Below are 16,590 nucleotides of genomic sequence, written 5' to 3'. Positions count from 1 at the left end.
CGCAAGCTCTAACGCCCGTCGGGGCGCACCATCTCAAAGGTGTCGCGGCTCGTCGCATAGAAATTGGCTCCAAGCCGGGCGATCGTATCCAGCGCCGCATGATCGATATGCAGCTTCTCCTCGTTGAGCAGCAGATCGTCGCGCACCGCGATGCTTTTCACCTCGCCGACCACGATCTCCCGCCGGTTGCCGAGTTCCAGCGTCGTGTGCCGGGTGCATTCGAGCACGGCGGGCGCCTCGGCGATACGCGGCGGCGCCACCTGCTCCGACAGTGCGGTGGTAAAACCGGAGAGCGGGATTTCGGATTCCCCGGGCGGCAGAGGCGTGGAACAGAGGTTCATCTTCTCCGCCATCGCCCGGTCGACCATGTTGACGACAAATTCCCGCGTCGCCCGGATATTGCAGGAGGTGTCCTTCGGCGAGCCGTCCGGCCGCGCCTCGAGGCCGAGCACGACCATGCAGGGATCAAAGGCGATGGCATTGAAGAAGGAGAATGGCGCGGCATTCACCACCCCCGCCTCGTCAACCGTCGTCACCAGCGCGATCGGCCTCGGCGTGACGACGTTGCGCATCAGCTTGTAGGCGTCTGACGCCGACAGGCCGGCGAGATCGAAACTCTTCATCGGCGAGGTCTCCCGTTCAGGGGGCGTAAAGCTGCGCGAAGGCGCTGCGGACGGTCTGGGTGATCGCTTCAAGGCGGCGTTCGATATGGGCGCGCATGGCCTCTTGCGCGGCATCCGGATCGCGCCGCTTGACCGCGTCCAGGATCCGCTTGTGCGGGTCGGTCGTGACGACGTCCGGGCCGTCGCGCTCGGAAAGCGCTTTCAGGTCGATCAGGCGCACATAGTGGATGCGGCCGTTCATGTTCTCCAGCATCCGCACCATCTCGGCATTGCCGGAAAGCGCCGTGAGCCGGAGATGGAACTCCTCGTCCAGCTTCACCAGGATTTCGGGCGGCGTCCCGGGCCGGTATTCCCCGCACGACTGTTCCAGAAACTCTTCCAGCTCCCGGACCTCGGCCGGATCCGCCCGGAGCGCGGCAAGCTTGACGGCCTCGCACTCGATCGCTCCCCGCGCCTCATAGAGGTCCATGATCTCCGGCGGCGTCAGCGAGCGGCAGAAAAACCCCTGTCCGCTCCTTGAGGTCAGGAACCCCTCCGCCACCAGCCGGTTGAGCGCCTCGCGCAATGGCGTCCGGCTCGTCTCAAGCTGCTTGGCGAGTTCGCTCTCGTTCAGCCGCGACTCCGGCTTGAAGGCGTAGTTGGTCGCCATTTCCTTCAGCAGACGGTAGGTCCGTTCCACCGTTCCTTCTGTTTTTGTCATTTTTTCAACGGTCTGTCGGTTACGCGGCATTAATCGCAGCCACTCTAGAGATTGTTCGCAAGAAAACAATTGATTCGTATTTAGGGCTGTGCATCATTCTGTATACAGCTTTGCATTCTGCTTCGCGATCCTAATCAGGGAGCCTTCCGGTGGGAAGTACGATGAACGGCGCTCAGGCGATCCTTAAGATGCTCGAGCTCCATGGCGTGTCGCATGTCTTCGGACTGCCCGGCGAGACCACGATCGGCTGGTACAAGGAGTGGCGCCGTCATTCGAACATCGAGTTCGTCCTGACCCGTGACGAACGCACCGCCTCCTTCGCCGCCGAGGCCTATGCCAAGATCACCGGGCGCCCGGCCGTACTGGAGGCGCCGAGCCCCGGCGTCACCCACTGCACCCCCGGCCTGACCGAAGCCTTTCTCAGCTCCGTTCCAGTGATCTATTTCAGCTCCGACATCCCGGTGAACCAGGACAAGAAGCACGGCCTGACCGGGGTCGACCAGACGGCGCTCTATGACAGCATCTGCAAGGAATCCTTCTATCTGACCAACGTGAAGGACATTCCCTTCATGCTGCGCCGCGCCTTCCGCGTGGCGACCTCCGGCCGTCCGGCGCCCGTCCATATCCGGGTGCCTATCAACATCTTCCACGAGGAAGCGGACCTCGACGATCTCTATGCCGAGCCCGAATACCGGCACTATCCGGCGCATCGCCCGGTGGCAGACCACAGCAAGATCCGAAAGGCCATAGAGGTCCTGCTCGCGGCGGAAAAGCCGGTGATCGTCTGCGGTCAGGGCGCGTTGATTTCTCGCGCCTCCGCCATCCTGACCGAACTTGCCGAACTGCTGCAGATCCCGGTCGCGACGACGACGCCGGGCAAGGGCGCGATCGCCGAGACCCACCCGCTCTCGCTCAGGGTGATTGGCGCACGCGGCGGCATGGACTATTCCAACGCCTATCTGAAGGATGCGGACACCGTCTTCTTCATCGGCACGAATACCGATTCCAGCTCGACCGATCACTGGAAGCTCTACGGCGATCCGAAGTCCAAGGCCTTCCTCCATCTCGATATCGCCGAGGCCCATGTCGGCAACAACTTCCCGCTGAAGGTGGGGCTGGTCGGAGATGCGCGCGCGTCCCTGGAATACATGGTCGAGCTGGTCCGGGCCAAGCATCCCGATCTGGAGCGCGAGACGCTTGATCTCACCCAGGTCAAGCGCACGGCGCTCGACAATGTGTTCAACTCGAACATCCCGATGCCGGGAGGCACGGTCTCACCGGTCAAGCTGACCCAGGCGCTCGACGCCATGCTGCCGCCCGACGCGATCGTCACGGCAGAGCCGGGCGTAAGCGCGATCTACCCCTCCGCGCTCCTGTCCCTGAAGCAGGCCGGGCGCGGCTACATCACGAATTACTCGATGGGCGCGCTCGGCTACTCAGTCCCGGCCGGGATCGGTGCCTCCTTCGCCAATGACGGGCCGGTGATCTCCTTTACCGGCGACGGCTCTCTGGCCTTCGTGCTCGGCGATTTCGAGACCATCAAGCGCAGCGGCAAGAACCACACCGTGATCCTGACCCGGAACGACAATTACGGCTGGATCCGTGGCGAGGCCATCCTGCTCGACGATGTCGACGAACCCTGGTCGACCGATTTCGGTGCCGTCGACTACATCAAGGTCGCCGAGGGTTTCGGCTTCAGAACCGCCCGGATCACCTCCGAGAGCGAGATCGAGCCTGTCCTTCGCGAAGCCATTTCCCACCCTGGCGCAAACTTCATCGAGATCCGTGTCCCCTCGCAGGACAAGATCGTTCCCTTCGTCCCGTCCTGGGTCCGCGCCGCCAAGTCCAAGAATCTTCCCTACTTCACCTGACAATCACGAAGGGCGCGGGCAACGCGCCACCTGCCACCCCTGATCTCAAACAGAGAGGACTGAGATGAAACTCTTCGGAAAATTCTCCACGGCGCTGCTCGCAGCGGCGGCCATCGCCGTGCCGCTTGCCGGTTCCGCCAATGCGGCCGACTACCCGAGCAAGGACATCATGCACATCATGCCGTGGAGCGCCGGCGGCGGCACCGACACGGTGATGCGGACCTTCATGAGCTATGCCGAGAAGCAGCTCGGCGTCGGTATCAACACACAGAACGTCACCGGCGCGCAGAGCGGCGTCGGCACCCTGCGCCTGATGAAGTCCCGTCCGGACGGCTACACCATTGGGTCGCTGACCTGGGACAGCGTGATCACGGTCCCCTACTACAAGCTCGTCCCGGGCTACGACACCGACCAGCTCGCCTTCCTCGGCTCGGTCACGGTGCATCCGACGACCCTGATCGTGAAGGCGGACGCCCCCTGGAAGACCCTTGAAGAGTTCGTCGCGGCCGCCAAAGCGGCGCCGGGAACGCTGAAGATCGCCAATGTCGGCACCGGCGGCGTCTGGCACCTGCCCGCGCTCGATTTCGCTGCGCAGGCCGGCATCGACGTCCAGCACATCCCCTATCCGAAAGGCTCCGGCCCGCAGCGCGAGGCCCTGCTTTCCGGCGAGACCGATGCCGCCTCGACCAGCATTTCGGCCGCCTTCGCCGCGGTCAAATCCGGTCAGGCGCGCGTGCTCGGCGTGATGTCCGACACCCGGTCCGACTTCTTCCCCGACGTTCCGACCTTCAAGGAGCAGGGCTACGATGTGGTCTGGGGCAGCTTCCGCCTGATTGCCACCCAGACGGGCGTCGATGCCGAACAGCGCAAGACGCTGGAAACCGCCTTCGCCAAGGTCTTCGACATGCCTGACTTCCAGAAAGCGGCAGCGGATACCGGTATGGGCGCGGTCTGGATGAATGCGGAGGAGACCGCGGCCTATATCGAGGCGTCGCAGAAGAAGGCCTTCGCGCTTATCGACGAGCTCGTACAGTCGGGCATCCTCAAGAAATAAAGGACTGGCGCCGGACGTCGCTCACGCGGCTCCCGGCGCCACACCTGCGGCGGATCTGTCGGCGAGAGGGTCTTCAAGATGAACAGAATGCTGAACGGCCAGATCCTCTTCGCTCTCCTTCTGGCCGGACTGAACACAATCTATGCCAGCCAGGTGCTGCAGATGGATCCACCCTTCGCCTCGGGCGAGCCGGGTCCGGCTTTCCTGCCCTCGATCCTCTGCGTCTTCCTCTACCTGGCGATGGCCCGGATCCTCATCACCGAGTTCCGCGCGGGGACCGGCGAGCGCTCCGGTTCGCCAACGTCCGAGCATATTCCGAACATCAGGATCGCCGGACCGCTGGTCGCGACCGGGCTGACCGTGCTTTTCATCGTCGGCTTCTTCTATCTCGGCTATCTGGTGTCTGCCTTCCTCTACACTTTTCTCATCGCCCTCTTCTTCAATTACGAACGGAGCGGTGCCTGGCGCTCGTCAGCGCTGTTCGCCGCGATCGTCGCTTTCGGCGTCACCGTGTTCGGATGGCTCTTCTTCGTGAAGGTGTTCGAGCTTTACCTGCCGGTCTGGGAGTTCTGAGATGATTGCCCAGATCGCCGACGGTTTCCTTGCGCTCATCCATCCCCTCACCTTTCTGCATCTGATCGGCGGCTTCCTGCTGGGCCTCGTGTTCGGCGCGATCCCGGGCCTGACCGCGACGCTCGCCATCGCGCTCCTGCTGCCTTTCACCTTCGGCATGGAAGTCTCCAACGCGCTGGTGATGGTCGCCGGGATCTACATGGCCGGGATCTATTCCGGTTCGATCACCGGCATCACGCTCAATATTCCGGGCGCCCCGTCCGGGGCGATCACGACGATCGACGGACATGCCCTGATGAAGCGCGGCGAGGGCCCGCAGGCGCTCGGCATGAGCGCCTTTTCCTCCGCCATCGGGGGACTGGTCGGAGCTGTCATCCTGATCGCCCTCGCCCAGCCCGTCAGCGCGCTTGCCCTGCTTTTCCAGACGCCCGACAAATTCTCGCTGGTGCTGCTCGCCATCGTGACGGTGACCATCGTCGCCTCCGGCTCGCTGCTGAAGGCCGCGACCGCGATGGCCATCGGACTGATGATCTCCACGGTCGGCATCGATCCGATGGTGCCGGTCGGCCGGTTCGATTTCGAGAGTTACCATCTGATCGAGGGGATCGGCTTGCTGCCGGCCGTAATCGGCCTCTTCGCAGTCTGCGAACTGATCGCCCAGGCCGCACTGCCGTCCTCGCTCGGAAAGGCGGAGGCCGTCGCGGCCGTCGCGCGCCCCCGACGCCGCGACTTTCTCCCGAGCCGCGAACGGATCCGCGAGGTGGGCATCGTCACCTATACGAAAAGCGCCATCATCGGCGTGCTGATCGGCATGCTGCCCGGCGGCGGCGCCTCCATGGCCTCCTTCATCGCCTATGCGGAGGCCAAGCGCGGCGCGCGCAAGCCGGAAAAGTTCGGCGACGGCTCCTACGAGGGCCTCGCAGCCTCCGAGGCCGCGAACAACGCCATGTGCGGCGGCGCGGTGATCCCTCTTCTCACCATGGGCATTCCGGGAGACGCGGTGACCGCGATCATCTTCGGCGTCCTGCTGATCCACGGACTCGTCCCGGGCCCGGCCCTGCTCGGCAGCAATTTCGGCGTCATCGCACCGATGTTCGCGGCTCTCTTTGTCTCCTCGATCCTTGTCTTCGTCTCGGTCATCGCCCTCGGACCGGTCTATCTCCGGCTCTCGCAGATCAATCGCGGCCTGCTCTATGCGTTCATCGCGATGATCTCGATGGTCGGCGTCTATGCCTCCTCCTTCTCGTTCTTCCAGATGTGGATGGCGCTGGCGATCGGCGTGCTGGCCTTCCTGCTGCGGGTGTTCGGCTATCCGGTCGTCCCGGCCCTCATGGGGGTGATCCTCGGCCCCTATTTCGAGGAGTTCCTGCGCCGCTCGCTGATCGTCTCGGAAGGCGACCCGATGATCTTCCTGACCAGCCCGGCAAGCGCAGCGCTGCTGGTTCTGACCGGGCTCTTCGTCTGGCTGCTCCGCGTCCGCCCGACGCTCAGGGCGCGCCGGGAAGGCTAGCTTCGGCGCCTGAGGTCAGGCCGCGCCGGCGGCGCGCGCCGGCCGTCTCCCGTCCAGTTGGAACCAGAGGAAGAAGGCGATACTGAGGTTCAGTACGTTCCAGGCGACGCCGTTGAGGAAGGCCGCGTCGTAGGAGAGCGTGAGATCGTAGATCGCTCCCGACATCCAGCCGCCGAGCGCCATACCGAGCAGGGTCGCCGAGAGCACCAGCCCGACCCGTGTCCCAGCCTCCGCCGCCGGGAAGACCCGTCGCACCACGAGCGCATAGGTCGGCACAATGCCTCCCTGCGCGAGACCGAAGAGCGCGGAGACTACATAGAGCGAGACCAGCCCGTCGAAAGGCAGGAACAGCAGCAGCGACAGCCCCTGCAGGAACGACGACAACATCAGCGTGCGCAGCGCGCCGATCTTGTCGGCGATCCAGCCGAAGGTGAGCCGGCTGACAATCCCGGTAAAAAGCATCAGTGAGAGCATCTCGGCGCCCCGCGCCGTTCCGTAACCGAGATCGCCACAGTAGGCGACGATATGGACCTGAGGCATAGCCATCGCGACGCAGCAGGCGAGGCCCGCGAGCAGCAGCAGTCCCTGAACGACAGGCCCCCTGAGAGAGATTTCTTCATTCTCCTGCACCGGCGCGGCCGATTTCGTTCCGAACGCGGCCGGCAGTTCCGGGCTACGTGTGCGGAGCGCGGCCGAGAGCGGAAGCAGGGTGAAGAGACAGACCACAGCGATGATCAGATGCGTATCGCGCCAGCCATAGAGATTGACCAAATGTTCGATCACGGGCGGCCAGACCGTTCCCGCGAGATAGCTGCCGCTCGCCCCGATGGCGACGGCGAGGCCGCGGCGGCGCTGGAACCAGTGGGTGATGTCGGAGATCACCGGCCCGAAGCTGGCGGAGCTGCCGAGCATACCGATCAGCGCCCCCTGCAACAGAGCGAACTGCCAAAGAGTTGCCGCCTGGGAAGACAGCCCGTATCCGAGCGCCATCGCGACGGCGCCGAAACGCAGCGGCATCAGGATCCCGAACCGGTCCGCGAGACGTCCCATCAGGATCCCGCCGATCGCGAAACCGACCATTGTCACGGTATAGGGCAGCGAGGCATCGCCGCGAGCGATGCCGAAATCCGCCTCGATCGCGGGCAGCGTCACCACCACCGACCAGAGACCGACACCGCCGATCATGCTGATTAGCAGCGACATGGAGAGGCGGAACCAGGCGTAGGGGCTGTCGACCTCACGCACCGCCAGGATGGACGCAACGCTCATTTGATGATGTGCCTAGATTGGAGACGGGTTCGGCGCCGCGCAGTCCACGGCGACATCGGGAAAGTACCCGACCGGCCGGCGCGCGCAAAGCGCTGACGTCGGTTACTTGACCGCAAGTACGGAAATGACGGGCAGACGGCTCATGAATTACGGGCCTCGGCCCACAGTGTGAGGGCGAAGGCGGCGATGAAGCACCCGGCCAGCACCGGCGACACCGTCCCCCAGCCAAAGCTCGCGGCAACGAAGCCCGCCAGTGGCGGGCCGATCAGCGCCCCGCCGGCCCCGAACTGTGTAATCACGCCGTTCGCCGAGGCGATCCCGGCCGGTCCGGAAACCAGATCCGGCAGACGGGCAAAAACCACAGCCGGATAGAGCCCGACGAATGCATTCGCGGCGACCGCCCCCACTCCGGCGAGCAGGACCGGGGGCAATCCGAAGCTGAGGCCCGGCGCCAGAAAGATCGGCAGCGTAAAAGCGGCGGCGGCCAGCAAGCCGATCGCGGAAAGCAGCAGCACCGAATTCCGGCCGGAACGGCGGATGAGCGCCCATCCGGCGGCGAAACTCCCCACCATAGTGGCGAGCGAGGCCGCACCGGCAAGCGCTCCGGCCGCGCCGGATGCGAGCCCCATCTCCTCGATCAGGAACGTTGGCAGCATGGCCAGCATTCCGACCTCACCGACGGTGAAACAGCCGAATCCCGCCGTCAGCAGCCAGACACGAAGGCCCGGAAGCGCCAGCCTGACGGTGGGGGGCCTTTGCCCTCGCGGCAAGCCGAACCAACCGGCGGCAACAGCTGCCACGAGCAGTCCCCAGCCAAGAAAGATCTCGCCGCGCGTCATCCAGGCAAGAGCGCTGCCGGTCGCCGCCACGCCGAGCGCGAGCCCCGCCGGTACGAAAGTGCTCCAAAGCGCGAAGGCGGGTCCCCGCGCGGACGGCGGCGCGATCACGGCGATCATGCTCGGTGCGGCAATGACGATGAGGACATATCCGGCGGCCTCGACAAGCCGCAGCACGACAAGCGCGGCCAGATCCTGTGCCAGCGCCTCAGCGAGGCCGGCGCCGGCAAGCAACAGGAGCCCGAACCCGAGACCGCTTCGGTTGCCAAGCCGCCCAATCAGAAGTCCCGCGGCCAGGCCGAGACCGGCGCCGCCCGCCTCCAGTAGCGAAGCGAGCCATCCTGCCGCCACCAGGGATATCCCGAGATCCTCCCTGAGCAGGGGAAGCAGGGCCGACATCTTGCCGAGCTGCGCCGCCGCGAGCAGCCCCATGAGCCAGAGGAGAAGGATATGCGGCCAATACCGCACGGTTTCGGCAGAGTCTTTCATGGCCGGAAACTAAGCGGGCACGCTCCTGCAGGGCCACGCATAAAATATGCGCGCCGTTATTCGAGCGTGGTGACGACTCGCCCGGCGGTGCCGTCCTCGAGCGTCACTCGCTCCCAGAGAATGCGGCTCGGAAGGATCGGGACGACACTGCTGGTATTGGCCCCGGTCTCAACGACGAGCGATGCGGCCCCGCCCTCGTGCCAGCCCATCGCGTCCAGGCCGCTTTCCGCGGCGAGGATCTCCGGCGAGGCATAGACCAGCATGGACTTTCCGGTGAGATCGGTCGTATCGGCCGACCAGTCCGCCTGCCGCGGGTGCGACGCTGCGAGCAACCGGTGCGTCCGGTCGCAGATCAGGTGAACTTTCAGGCTCGAAGCCTCGACCAGACGCCGGAGCGCGCTGTCCTGGGTAGGGCCCGGCGGCATCGCCAGAAGCCGCTGCGCCGCCGCGATAAAGGGGGGCGGCATTTCCAGCATGCCGGTTTCCCAACGTGAAACGGTGGTCTGCGCCACCCCGAGCAGTTCGGCGAGATGGCTCTGCTTCATGCCGCGGTGGAGCCTGAGGCGCCTCAGGGGGTACCTGGGCGCGCGCGGTATGCTCGCTGCAATCTCTGTCTTGCTCATGCATCGCCTCGCGACAAGCCAAGCTCTTTTTACATGAGCGGCAGGCGCGGCGCAAAAACCCGGAGTAGATCACCCCGCGCCGGGGCTCTCCATCGCCAAAAGGATGACCGCCCGGTCGCTCAGCGCCTCATAGGCATGCGCCACATCGCCCGGATAGGCGTAATAATCCCCCGGCCCGAGCTCGGCAGGCGCATCCATCGGACCGAGACGTACCGAACCGCTCGCGACGAAGGCATGTTCCAGCGTGCCCCGCGGATGGGGTTCCGCCGCGCGGGGCGAACCCTTGGAAAGAGTAATCCGGTACAGGTCCCGGCGGTGTCCCGGCGGGCACTTGCTCAGCGGAACCGCGGTGAAATCCGCATGGTCGGCCACAAGCGCCTCGCCTTCGTCGACACGGATCAGAAGGTTTCGCGGCGCCGCATGTTCGAAGAGGAAACTGAACGGAATGCCCAGTGCCGCCGCGATGGCCCAGAGGGTTTCGATGCTTGGATTGCCTTTGCCCGCCTCAAGCTGCGAGAGCGTCGATTTTGCGAGCCCCGCCTTGGCAGCCAGAGCCGACAGGCTCAGGTGCGCCTGCTCCCGCTCGCGGCGAATGGCCTCGGCAATCAGATCTCCGGGGTTCACGTCGTCGTTCATTATAAAAATCAATCGTTCTTGTTGACGAACAAAATATTGTCCGTTCATTATATCGAACGACGTTCGAAATACCAGCAGGCTGAACATGCCCCCCGCAACGCTCGACGAATTCACGCGCGGCGTCCGAGATATCGCGCCACTCGCTTTCGGTGTCACAATCTACGGCCTCGCCTTCGGCCTACTCGCTGCGCAAGCCGGAATGGGAGCGCCCTCAACCGGAGCCATGGGGCTTTTCGTTTTCGCCGGCTCTTCGCAGATCGTCGCGACCGAACGGCTGGTCGCTGGCGCCGGGACTTTCGGAGCAATCGCCGCCGGTCTGGCACTCAATCTCCGCATCCTGCTGATGACCGCGTCCTTGCGGACGGAGTTCGCAGGGCGGCCATTTTGGCAGGTCCTGCTCGGCGTGCATCTGACGACGGATGAGAATTGGGCCCTGATGCATGCGACGCGGGCGAAGGGAAACGCCGCCGGCTATTGGTACCTGATGGGCGGCGGCGCCTGCCTGATGGCGGTCTGGATCGCCGCGACCATGGCCGGAGCCGATTTCGCCGGCGCCCTGCCCGACCCGGTTTCCATCGGCATGGACTTCGCCTTCACTGCCGCCTTTATCGCCATCCTGCGCAATCTCTGTCGCGGTGCTGAGGACGCACGCCCCTGGCTGGTTTCGGTCGGAGCGGCAGGCGGACTAGCGCTGCTTGCCCCCATCGATCCGTCATGGGCGCTCGCCTGCGGCGGGATAGCCGGTGCTGTTACCGCGGGAGTGGCGCGTCATGAATGAACATTGGCAGCTGATCTCCGGCCTCGCCTTCGGGACCTATGCAATCCGACTAGGCGGCTATCTGATCGGCGCCCGCCTGCCCGCCACGGGCGCCTGGGCCCGTTCCTTCGCGGCCCTGCCCGGATGCCTGATATCGGCACTGGTCGCCGTGATCCTCGTGCAGGGAGGTCCGGCCGACTGGGTGGCGGCAGGCGCCGCTATCGCGGTCGCGCTCGCAACGCGGAACCTGCCGCTGACCATGGCCGCCGGGATTGCCGCCGTTTGGCTCGCGCGGCAGGTACTCTAGGGCCGCACGCTCCAGATCCGGAGATCGGCGATCACCTTCGCCGTCGCCAGCACCGTCAGCGCGCAGAGCCCCGCTTTCGACACGGTCTCCATCGTGCCTTCGATGAGCAGCGCGTGCATCGCACTGCAGAGCACGGCGACGGAGACGAGAAGGCTGTGAGCGAGACGCCAGCTCCGCGGCCGCAATTTCAGCCGCCGCCGTAACGCCGCCAGCAGCGCGGCGGCGAAAACCGCCCACATCGCGATCGCGCCCCAGGTGGAAAAAGGCGTCGGCGATCTGAAGAGGAGCACGTCGATCACATCCGGCGGGCTGGTCACCCAGAGGGCCGCGACGTGAAAGATCACCGCCGCGACCAGAACGCCTCCGGTGACGCGATGGATCTGCCGCTCCCGCCGCGCGGAAAGCCCCGGCAGGTAGCCGCCGACCAGCAGCGGCTGGACGAGCAGCAATGCCATCGCCACGATCCCCGCGAACCCGGCCGAGATATAGACCGGTCCCCGCCAGGCGAGCTGCGGGCTCAGCGCCGCGGCGCCGAGCGGCACCAGAATGGCAATCGCGAGCGCGCCCCAGACCAGAACCTGCCTGATGGGGCTGGTGCCCTTCGCGCTCACCTTGCTCAGGCCGGCGTCAGGACGAAATGTGCCTCCAGGCTGGTATCTTTCGAGCTCCGCATGACGGGCCGCAGAAAAACGGTCTCGAAATCGCCGCTGTCATAGGCGAGATGCCCATGCGGCTGGCCGAAAGCCGGGACGATCTGCGGCATCTCGAGACGGAACACGCCGTTATCGTCCGTCAGCGTCGCGCCGTGGCTCTCGGGATCGCTTTCGTAGCCTTCGGTCGTATGGGCCCAGATCTGGATCCGCTGCCCCGCAAGCGGCGCCCCGTCGCCCGCCCGGCGCACGGTCCCCGACATCCAAAACCCGCCGCCACCGATCCGTTCGACGATCGGCGCATTGGGAATGTAATTGTTGGAGCCGCCGCGCATTGAGGGCGTCGGCGCTAGACCCGCAGTCCGGGCCGGTGCGAACAGTCCGGATACGGAGCTTACCATTGCAGCCCCGCCGGCGGCGAGCAGTGCACGACGCGTAAGCAACGGAACGGTCATACCAAAATCTCCAAATAGGTGAGACGGATTCATGCGATCTAACAATCGCAACCAATATCGAACCATATAGTTCAACGCTTGCGAGACCGAAGCCCGATAAGACAAAGCACGCAAGAACTGGCATCACGGATATGTGACATCCACGCGGCGCACGACCGGACAAACAAAGCATGTGCTGCGAAAACTATAGTGGCGAAAGAGAAACTTACCTTCTCAAAGGTGTAGGTAAGTCTCTCGTGTGATTGTGCGAGTGTGGCACTGGCTCAAATACGGCTCGATAGCGCGCCAGTGATGCTGCCGGCCACGCAGCGAAGATCGACTTGGACGAGAATCAATGGATCAACTGCCGAGAAACGCTACCGATTGCCACACACACCTGTTCGGTCCAGCCGACCTATTTCCCTATGCGGTCGAGCGCGCCTACACGCCGAGCGATGCCGGCGAGACCGACGCGCGCCGAATGCTTGCTAAACTGGGGCTGGAAAGGATCGTGCTCGTTCACGCGAGCGTCCACGGTGACAACCAACGCCTGTTCCGAGGCCTGGAAGTGCTTGGCCCGAGAGCCCGCGCTGTAGCCAAAATCCGCGGAACCGAAACAGACCAGGAGCTTCGGGACTGGAGTTCGAAAGGTGTGGCCGGGGTGCGCGTCAACAACGTCTCCACCAGCGCCCTCTCACCGCAGGTTGTCGCAGAAAAAGTGCTTACCGCATCGAGGCGTGTCGCCGATCTCGGTTGGCACGTACAGGTCTTGCTCAAAGGCGCCGACCTCCAGGCCGTCCTTGAACGGGCGGCGGAACTTCCCACGCCCTTGGTGGTCGACCATTTCGGGCTGCTGTCGGTCGAGGACACGGAGACGCTCGAGCTTCTGATTCAGCGGCTTTCGGAGGGCCATTGTTGGGTGAAAATGTCGGCTGCGTATCGCCTGATCGGAACCGCGGAGACCGCGCACGCTCTGACCGAACGGTTCGTCGCCGCCAACCCGGAGCGTCTCCTGTGGGGCAGTGACTGGCCGCACCCCCCGTCGAAACGTACACCGGAGACACGACTGGTGGCCCAACCATTCAGGGATGTCGACACTGAACAGTTGCTTGCCGACTTCCTGCGATCCGTCCCGTCGGACGAAACGCGACGCAGGATTCTCTTCGAGAACCCCGCGGCGCTCTATCGGTTTTGACCCGGCAGCGGCGGCCGGCCGGCCGTCAGGCGTTGCGCCCGTCCAATGCGGCCAGAACCTCGTCGGTTACCTGGACGGTGGTCGCCTCGCCGCCGAGATCGCGCGTCAGCACTCTTCCCTCGGCCGTGACCCGCTCCACGGCATTCATCAGTGCAACCGCGGAGTCCGGCTCCCCGAGATGCGCGAGCATCATGGACGCCGTCCAGAACGCGCCGATCGGGTTGGCAATCCCCTTCCCCATGATGTCGAACGCGGACCCGTGGATCGGCTCGAACATTGAGGGAGCGTCCCGTTCCGGCCGGAGATTGGCTGTGGGGGCGATCCCGAGCGAGCCTGTCAGCGCCGCCGCCAGGTCGGAAAGTACATCCGCGTGAAGGTTGGTGGCGACAATGGTATCCAGGGATTTCGGGTCGAGGACCATGCGGGTGGTCATGGCATCGACCAGCATCTTGTCGGTTTCCACGTCCGGATAGTCTCGCCGGACATCCTCGAACACCTGGTCCCAGAAAACCATGCCGTGGCGTTGCGCGTTCGATTTCGTCACCAGGGTCAATTTCTTGCGCGGCCTCGCCCGGGCTAGGTCCAGGGCGAACCGCTGGATTCTCTCGACGCCGGTTCGCGTGAAGACGGCGACATCCATGCCGACCTCTTCGGGCAAGCCGGTATGTGCGCGCCCGCCGACGCCTGCATATTCGCCTTCCGAGTTCTCGCGGACGATCACCCAGTCCAGATCATCCGGCCCGACGCCTTTCAGCGGTCCCTTGACGCCCGGAAGAAGCCGCGCAGGACGGACATTTGCATACTGGTCGAACGGCTGGCAGATCGCGAGCCGCAGGCCCCAGAGCGAGATATGGTCAGGAACGCGCGGATCGCCAGCCGATCCGAAATAGATTGCATCGAACGCTCTCAGCGTGTCGAGCGCATCGTCCGGCATCATCTTCCCGGTCTTGAAGTAATAGTCAGTCCCCCAAGGGAACTCCTCGACCTTCAGCCTGAAGCCGCCGTCTCGCGCAGCCACGGCATGGAGTACACGGGTCCCGGCGTCGATGACTTCACCGCCGATGCCATCCCCAGGGACGGCCGCAATGGTGTATTCGCGCATTCAAGGCTCCTTCATTGAGTGAACGGCAATGCGTTCGGTTGTTGTTCAGGTCACTAGAAGTGGGAGGTGATCAACTGTCCCGGCAGCCACAGCGCCAGCATCGGGAACAGCAGCACGATGATCAGCACGACAGTGTCCGAGATGCAGAACGGGAATGACCCGCGGATCACCTGTGTCACGGGCAGTCCCGTCACGCCGCTGACGGCGAAGAGATTGAGCCCGACCGGCGGAATGACGCTGCCGATCTCGATACAGAGGGCCGTCAGAATGCCGAGATGAATGGGATCGACGCCCAGCGACAGCGCGACCGGGAAGTAGATCGGCACCGTCAGCACAAGAATCGCGGCTCCTGTCAGCCACATGGACAGGACCAGCAAAGTCGCCATGAGCGCGAACAGGAAGGCGAACTTGGAAAGGCCGAGATCGCCCGCCCAGGCGGCGATCTCCTGCGGCCAGCCCATGTTGGCGAGGAAAAACTGGAATATGCCCACACAGCCAAGCAGGAAGAACACAATCGCCGTCAGGTTCATCGTCCGGCGGGTGACATCCATCAGCCCGGCGAAAAACTCTTTGCGCTTGAAGATCGCCCCGTAGGCGAGCGCATAGGAAGCCGCCGCCGCGCCCGCTTCGGTCGGCGTGAATACGCCGCCATAGAGGCCGCCCAGAACAAGGACCGGCATCAGAAGCGCCGGCAGCGCGTCCAGGAACGCCTTCCAGCATTGCTCGAGATTGAAGGTCCCTGCCGGGAGCTTCACGACGAAGACCGAAACCGCCACGATAATGATCGCATCGCTGATCGCGAGCATGAGGCCGGGAACGACTCCAGCGAAGAACAGGTCTACGATCGATACCTCGGTGATCACACCAAACAGGATCAGCGTGATGCTCGGCGGGATAAGCAGCGCAATCCCGCCGGCCGACGCGATAACCCCCGCCGCCATCCATTTCGGATAGCCGCGTTTTATCATCTCGGGATAGGCAATGACGCTCATCGCAGCGGCCATCGCGGTGGACGAGCCCGAGATAGCCCCGAACAGCACCGCCGCTATCAAGGTCGCATAGGCAAAGCCACCCGGGACCCACCCGATCAGTGCATCCGCGAAATTGAAAAGCCCGCGGACGAGGCCGGTCTTCTCCATCAGGAAACCGGCATAGATGAAGAACGGAATGGCAATCAGGGTGTACTTGCTGACGAAGATGTAAAATGCCTCGAACAGCGTGCTGAACGACAGGAAGTCGTCGAACATCACCATGATGGCGGTCGATCCCGCGAGCGAGATGCCGATGGGCACGCCGACGAGAAGCAGTGCGAATAACGCTGAAGCAAGCCAGATCACGATGTGGGTTCCGATTTTTCGCCCGATGTCCGCTCAGACATCGGTTGTGAATTCGATCGCGCCGTCGGCATGCTCACCGCGCGCGTAACTGATCATGTCCTCGATCATCTGGAGGAAGGCGACGAAGGCCATCATGAGAAAGCCGAACATCAGGATCAGATAGAATGGCCATTGGGGGATCAGCAGGCTGTAGGTCGTGAGATCGCGCGCCCACGCGTAGCTCAGCGTGGACCAGCCGGTAACGCCCACCGCCCCGCAGAAGACAGCGGTTGCCGCGGAGACGAAGATCTTGAGGAGACCGATCGTCCGGTAGAAACCCCGGGCGTGCAGTAGCTGCACGATGGCACTCATCACCAGGTGGCCACGCCGTATCTGGGTCACGCCGAAATACAGTGCCACCGCAGAAACCATGCCGACGATGATACCGTCCTGCCCCCACTCGAAGACGACACCGAAGATGTAACGCCTCACGATCTCCAGCAGCGCGAAAAGCGTCAGCACGAGCAACAGAGCCGACGCGATCCAACCGAGCACCAGATGCACCGCAGCCTTCACGCGCTGCGAGGAAGCCAGAAAACCGTCCATGTCGGTAACGTCCCGTTAGAGAGTGGAGGGGCCGCGACG

General features: G+C 64.1%; 18 protein-coding genes. 7 read left to right on the top strand and 11 right to left on the bottom strand.

Translation table 11 applies throughout. The features are described 5' to 3' along the window. Positions 1 to 8: 8 nt before the first annotated feature. Positions 9 to 623, bottom strand: a complete 615-nt coding sequence (locus NUH88_RS16235) for a flavin reductase family protein (protein WP_257767440.1) — start codon at positions 621 to 623, stop codon at positions 9 to 11. A gap of 16 nt (positions 624 to 639) precedes the next feature. Beyond that, a complete protein-coding gene (locus tag NUH88_RS16230) occupies positions 640 to 1,323 on the bottom strand; it encodes a GntR family transcriptional regulator (protein ID WP_257767439.1) in 684 nt (227 codons plus the stop codon). Positions 1,324 to 1,472: 149 nt separating this feature from the next. Here NUH88_RS16230 and NUH88_RS16225 point away from each other — a divergent pair, with 149 nt between their 5' ends. The 4 genes from NUH88_RS16225 (at position 1,473) to NUH88_RS16210 (ending at position 6,331) form a co-directional block, all read left to right on the top strand. Continuing rightward, entirely contained in the window at positions 1,473 to 3,194 is a 1,722-nt protein-coding gene (locus NUH88_RS16225) for a thiamine pyrophosphate-binding protein (protein ID WP_257767438.1), read from the top strand. Between the two features lie 64 nt (positions 3,195 to 3,258). Beyond that, positions 3,259 to 4,248 carry a tripartite tricarboxylate transporter substrate binding protein gene (locus NUH88_RS16220; RefSeq protein WP_257767437.1) on the top strand — a complete coding sequence of 330 codons (990 nt, stop codon included), beginning with the start codon at positions 3,259 to 3,261 and terminating at the stop codon, positions 4,246 to 4,248. Between the two features lie 78 nt (positions 4,249 to 4,326). Then, positions 4,327 to 4,821 (top strand): tripartite tricarboxylate transporter TctB family protein, encoded by a 495-nt coding sequence (locus NUH88_RS16215; RefSeq protein ID WP_257767436.1) that lies wholly within the window; start codon positions 4,327 to 4,329, stop codon positions 4,819 to 4,821. Between the two features lies 1 nt (position 4,822). Next, on the top strand, positions 4,823 to 6,331 hold the full coding sequence (locus NUH88_RS16210) for a tripartite tricarboxylate transporter permease (protein WP_257767435.1): 1,509 nt from the start codon (positions 4,823 to 4,825) through the stop codon (positions 6,329 to 6,331). A gap of 15 nt (positions 6,332 to 6,346) precedes the next feature. On the opposite strand, the gene NUH88_RS16205 is transcribed toward NUH88_RS16210, so the two are convergent. From NUH88_RS16205 to NUH88_RS16190, 4 genes are all read right to left on the bottom strand, one after another. Further along, positions 6,347 to 7,600 (bottom strand): MFS transporter, encoded by a 1,254-nt coding sequence (locus NUH88_RS16205; RefSeq protein ID WP_257767434.1) that lies wholly within the window; start codon positions 7,598 to 7,600, stop codon positions 6,347 to 6,349. Between the two features lie 140 nt (positions 7,601 to 7,740). Next, the gene (locus NUH88_RS16200; protein WP_257767433.1) at positions 7,741 to 8,925 is read right to left on the bottom strand and encodes an MFS transporter; all 1,185 of its coding nucleotides are present in this window, start codon (positions 8,923 to 8,925) and stop codon (positions 7,741 to 7,743) included. Positions 8,926 to 8,981: 56 nt separating this feature from the next. After that, complete coding sequence (locus tag NUH88_RS16195) at positions 8,982 to 9,548, bottom strand: helix-turn-helix domain-containing protein (protein ID WP_257767432.1); 567 nt, start codon at positions 9,546 to 9,548, stop codon at positions 8,982 to 8,984. A gap of 69 nt (positions 9,549 to 9,617) precedes the next feature. Further along, a complete protein-coding gene (locus NUH88_RS16190; RefSeq protein ID WP_257767431.1) occupies positions 9,618 to 10,271 on the bottom strand; it encodes a helix-turn-helix domain-containing protein in 654 nt (217 codons plus the stop codon). On the opposite strand from NUH88_RS16190, the gene NUH88_RS16185 reads away from it, so the two are divergent. Next, on the top strand, positions 10,270 to 10,962 hold the full coding sequence (locus tag NUH88_RS16185; RefSeq protein ID WP_257767430.1) for an AzlC family ABC transporter permease: 693 nt from the start codon (positions 10,270 to 10,272) through the stop codon (positions 10,960 to 10,962). The genes NUH88_RS16190 and NUH88_RS16185 overlap by 2 nt on opposite strands. Next, complete coding sequence (locus NUH88_RS16180; RefSeq protein WP_257767429.1) at positions 10,955 to 11,248, top strand: AzlD family protein; 294 nt, start codon at positions 10,955 to 10,957, stop codon at positions 11,246 to 11,248. The genes NUH88_RS16185 and NUH88_RS16180 overlap by 8 nt, the downstream gene beginning before the upstream one ends. Here NUH88_RS16180 and NUH88_RS16175 read toward each other — a convergent pair. Together NUH88_RS16175 and NUH88_RS16170 are read right to left on the bottom strand one after the other, a co-directional pair. Then, entirely contained in the window at positions 11,245 to 11,859 is a 615-nt protein-coding gene (locus tag NUH88_RS16175; RefSeq protein ID WP_257767428.1) for a ferric reductase-like transmembrane domain-containing protein, read from the bottom strand. The two genes, NUH88_RS16180 and NUH88_RS16175, sit on opposite strands and share 4 nt — an antisense overlap. Positions 11,860 to 11,864: 5 nt before the next feature. After that, on the bottom strand, positions 11,865 to 12,353 hold the full coding sequence (locus NUH88_RS16170) for a peptidase associated/transthyretin-like domain-containing protein (RefSeq protein WP_257767427.1): 489 nt from the start codon (positions 12,351 to 12,353) through the stop codon (positions 11,865 to 11,867). Between the two features lie 334 nt (positions 12,354 to 12,687). On the opposite strand from NUH88_RS16170, the gene NUH88_RS16165 reads away from it, so the two are divergent. Further along, positions 12,688 to 13,527, top strand: coding sequence for an amidohydrolase family protein (locus NUH88_RS16165; RefSeq protein ID WP_257767426.1), 840 nt, complete (start codon positions 12,688 to 12,690; stop codon positions 13,525 to 13,527). A gap of 25 nt (positions 13,528 to 13,552) precedes the next feature. On the opposite strand, the gene NUH88_RS16160 is transcribed toward NUH88_RS16165, so the two are convergent. From NUH88_RS16160 to NUH88_RS16150, 3 genes are read right to left on the bottom strand one after another with little or no spacing between them, the layout of a single operon-like run. Next, a complete protein-coding gene (locus NUH88_RS16160; protein ID WP_257767425.1) occupies positions 13,553 to 14,629 on the bottom strand; it encodes a tartrate dehydrogenase in 1,077 nt (358 codons plus the stop codon). Between the two features lie 53 nt (positions 14,630 to 14,682). Beyond that, the gene (locus NUH88_RS16155) at positions 14,683 to 15,966 is read right to left on the bottom strand and encodes a TRAP transporter large permease (RefSeq protein WP_257767424.1); all 1,284 of its coding nucleotides are present in this window, start codon (positions 15,964 to 15,966) and stop codon (positions 14,683 to 14,685) included. 33 nt (positions 15,967 to 15,999) lie between these two features. Continuing rightward, on the bottom strand, positions 16,000 to 16,551 hold the full coding sequence (locus NUH88_RS16150) for a TRAP transporter small permease (RefSeq protein ID WP_257767423.1): 552 nt from the start codon (positions 16,549 to 16,551) through the stop codon (positions 16,000 to 16,002). Positions 16,552 to 16,590: the final 39 nt, after the last annotated feature.

This window comes from Nisaea acidiphila (assembly GCF_024662015.1).
Lineage (GTDB): Bacteria > Pseudomonadota > Alphaproteobacteria > Thalassobaculales > Thalassobaculaceae > Nisaea > Nisaea acidiphila.
The sequence above is the reverse complement of the archived record's forward strand: the minus strand, read 5'-3'. Positions and strand labels throughout refer to the sequence as shown.

Bases quoted from the DNA above. Each gene is read 5' to 3' on its own strand.
- NUH88_RS16210 (WP_257767435.1), top strand. From the start codon at position 4,823: ATGATTGCCCAGATCGCCGACGGTTTCCTTGCGCTCATCCATCCCCTC.
- NUH88_RS16215 (WP_257767436.1), top strand. From the start codon at position 4,327: ATGAACAGAATGCTGAACGGCCAGATCCTCTTCGCTCTCCTTCTGGCC.
- NUH88_RS16200 (WP_257767433.1), bottom strand. From the start codon at position 8,925: ATGAAAGACTCTGCCGAAACCGTGCGGTATTGGCCGCATATCCTTCTC.
- NUH88_RS16220 (WP_257767437.1), top strand. From the start codon at position 3,259: ATGAAACTCTTCGGAAAATTCTCCACGGCGCTGCTCGCAGCGGCGGCC.
- NUH88_RS16170 (WP_257767427.1), bottom strand. From the start codon at position 12,353: ATGACCGTTCCGTTGCTTACGCGTCGTGCACTGCTCGCCGCCGGCGGG.
- NUH88_RS16235 (WP_257767440.1), bottom strand. From the start codon at position 623: ATGAAGAGTTTCGATCTCGCCGGCCTGTCGGCGTCAGACGCCTACAAG.
- NUH88_RS16195 (WP_257767432.1), bottom strand. From the start codon at position 9,548: ATGAGCAAGACAGAGATTGCAGCGAGCATACCGCGCGCGCCCAGGTAC.
- NUH88_RS16165 (WP_257767426.1), top strand. From the start codon at position 12,688: ATGGATCAACTGCCGAGAAACGCTACCGATTGCCACACACACCTGTTC.
- NUH88_RS16190 (WP_257767431.1), bottom strand. From the start codon at position 10,271: ATGTTCAGCCTGCTGGTATTTCGAACGTCGTTCGATATAATGAACGGA.
- NUH88_RS16160 (WP_257767425.1), bottom strand. From the start codon at position 14,629: ATGCGCGAATACACCATTGCGGCCGTCCCTGGGGATGGCATCGGCGGT.
- NUH88_RS16150 (WP_257767423.1), bottom strand. From the start codon at position 16,551: ATGGACGGTTTTCTGGCTTCCTCGCAGCGCGTGAAGGCTGCGGTGCAT.
- NUH88_RS16185 (WP_257767430.1), top strand. From the start codon at position 10,270: ATGCCCCCCGCAACGCTCGACGAATTCACGCGCGGCGTCCGAGATATC.
- NUH88_RS16230 (WP_257767439.1), bottom strand. From the start codon at position 1,323: ATGACAAAAACAGAAGGAACGGTGGAACGGACCTACCGTCTGCTGAAG.
- NUH88_RS16180 (WP_257767429.1), top strand. From the start codon at position 10,955: ATGAATGAACATTGGCAGCTGATCTCCGGCCTCGCCTTCGGGACCTAT.
- NUH88_RS16205 (WP_257767434.1), bottom strand. From the start codon at position 7,600: ATGAGCGTTGCGTCCATCCTGGCGGTGCGTGAGGTCGACAGCCCCTAC.